At 42.4% G+C, this 2,677-nt stretch carries 2 protein-coding genes; both read left to right on the top strand.

Features of this window, described 5'->3' with window-relative positions; translation table 11 throughout:
- The first annotated feature begins 702 nt into the window (after positions 1-702).
- Complete coding sequence (locus AYJ08_RS23875) at positions 703-846, top strand: hypothetical protein (RefSeq protein ID WP_197490598.1); 144 nt, start codon at positions 703-705, stop codon at positions 844-846.
- The coding region (locus tag AYJ08_RS05790; RefSeq protein ID WP_064016933.1) for an acyltransferase family protein at positions 839-2,677 on the top strand (1,839 nt) is incomplete at its 3' end. The genes AYJ08_RS23875 and AYJ08_RS05790, both read left to right, overlap by 8 nt.

The following is a 2,677-nucleotide window of genomic DNA, read 5'->3' as shown; positions in this document are numbered from 1 at the left end:
TTGATTCGTGGAGAGCTTTTATCAAAGAATTCCAGTTCTTAAATGGGATAAGCCAGATCAATGCTCCTTTGTTCAAACAGGTGCTATCCTAAAGGTTTCTATTTTCTAGTTTTTAGTTCTGAAGAAAGAATACCCTTAGTGGTGGCTTTTTTACAATCTGCAAGGAGATGCCACAACGAGCATTATGAGGCAGTAAAAAAACATAAAAAATCTAAAAGCGACAAAAGTATTTAAATTCCACAAAAGGATAAAATTAATTTTTATGCAAATAAAATCTCCAGTAAACAACTATTTACAAGTAAAGAAAAAATCTACATAATCAATTCTTGGGGTTTCGTGTGACTTGTCGAATTGTTAGGTGAATATTCTGTTTTTATTTCCGTTTTGAGGAAAAAACACTGTAATTGTAAAACTGTAAAATCGTAAATTTTTTGTAACGATTTACTGGTAAGAGCGTCTTATAATCATGGTAGTTATTGTTGTTTGATCAGGAGGGAATGGGGCATCAGAATAGCGTAGGCCCATCATATAGAGATCCATACTTTTTACAGATTTTGTTGGTTTTTGGCTGTTTATTTGTCTGCATATGAGTGCTGTTTTTGTCTGCAAATATGGCGAATGAAGACGCCGAATACAACGAACGAAATGAAGTAAGAGATCAGAAACCAGAATGATTTGGATAGTGAAAGGGTAGTGTGCATCATGGGCATCTGGACAGGTAAGATTGTAGACAGAAGTAGAGAATGGATAGAAGAAGCGAATAACATAACGCCAAAAACAACACAAAACAACACATCCGCAATGAAGGAAAAACAGTACGGCATTGGGGGTGGACGTAATGCCTAAACCGCTTCAAGGTCATGGCCGTTATATGCCGGGACTAGATGGCTTACGCGCCCTTGCCGTATTTGCTGTCATTCTTTATCATCTCAATGTCAATTGGGCACCAGGAGGCTTGCTGGGTGTTGGAGTTTTTTTCGTATTATCTGGATACCTGATTACGGATATATTGATATCACAGTGGAAACAGAGAGGAATAATTGATTTAAAGGATTTTTGGATTCGTCGAGCGAAGCGATTGCTACCGGCTATGGTAGTCATGCTGATAGCTGTAGTGGTTTGGTTAGCGTTATTTGATCGTGCTCAGCTACAGGCATTGCGAGGCGAAATTGTAGCAGCGCTTCTCTATGTGAGCAACTGGTGGTTGGTTTTTCACGAGGTGTCTTACTTTGAAAGCTTTGGTCCAGCTTCACCTTTTGGTCATTTCTGGTCTTTGGCAGTTGAGGAGCAATTTTATCTCATTTGGCCCTTATTATTACTTTTGGGTCTGCGCAATACGCCACGTCGAGGTAAGCTATTAGGTTTAACGTTAGCTGGAGTGGTTGTATCCGCTTTCGCAATGGCTCTATTATATGAGCCAGGTGTAGACCCGAGTCGTATTTATTATGGAACAGATACGAGAGCGTTTGGGCTATTGATTGGAGCGGCCCTTGCAATGGTCTGGCCCAGCTCTAGGCTTTCTGAAACGGTTTCACTTCCTGCACGCATTACCCTTGAGGTTTTAGGGATAGCAGGACTGGCAACCATTCTTTGGATGATTTGGTATACCAATCAATATGAGGACTTTTTGTATCAAGGCGGTCTTGTATTGTTGTCGATTGCTACAGCAGTAGTCGTAGCAGTGATTGCCCATCCAGCGAGTAGCTTTGGCAAGCTGATGGGAGCTAAGCCGCTGCGTTGGATCGGTGTTCGTTCGTATGGAATGTATTTATGGCACTACCCGATTATTGTCCTGAGTACGCCCGCCATACATACCAATGGAACTGACATTCCTAAGGCCATATTTCAAATAGGAGCAACCATTGCGCTTGCTGGTTTATCCTTGCGCTTGGTTGAGGAACCAATTCGCCGCGGTTCATTTGCGAAGCCTGCAAAATACCGCAGAATGAAAGATGGGCGCTGGAGATTTGTTTTGTTTGGTCGTTGGGTTGTTTCTATGGTTGCTATTTTGGTTTTTAGCTCCACTTGCATTGCGATAGCAGGATGGGGAGGGAATGTGACAGCCAGCTCTATTCCAGTAGCTAGTACGGCAAATACTGAGTCGAAGCAGCAGATTGAACAACCGAATGCTGAGGAAGCGAATTTGTTTATACCGAAAAAAGAAGATGCGGCTTTAGGAGAAACGCCTGATAGAACTGAGGAAAAGATAAAAGAAGCAGACAAAACAAAAACAACAGCACCATCAACACAAAAAAATAATTCTTCACAGCAGGCGCCGGCAAAACAAGACACAAGCGGAAAGCATAGTGCCACACAATCTGCTGCTGGAGAGCAAAAGCCGGCAAAGACAGAGGAAAAACCATCTGAAACCACAGCAGAGGGCGATGAAGCTGAGCAAACAATATCCTCTAAGGAAAACGAAAGCGGCTCCTCTGCTCAAGAAACAGATAAAGATGATTCTACTGCTCATCCATCGAAAGAAAACAGCTCAAAAGCAGATAATGCTTCTAAGGCAGATACAGAAGAAAAGGCTACTCCTTCTACAAAAGCTGGTAAAGGCATCACCGTGTTTGGAGATTCCATTATGCTAGACGTAGCTCCACACCTGCAAAAGCTACTGCCAGGGATTACGATCGATGCCAAAGTTGGCAGACAAATGCGCCAGACTCCTGAGCTA

The organism is Brevibacillus sp. SKDU10 (assembly GCF_001645205.1).
Taxonomy (GTDB): Bacteria; Bacillota; Bacilli; order Brevibacillales; family Brevibacillaceae; genus Brevibacillus_B; species Brevibacillus_B halotolerans.
This window is presented reverse-complemented; position numbering and strand designations above follow the sequence as displayed.

Excerpts from the sequence above, each read along its gene's own strand:
- AYJ08_RS23875 (WP_197490598.1), top strand. The coding sequence starts at position 703 with ATGGGCATCTGGACAGGTAAGATTGTAGACAGAAGTAGAGAATGGATA.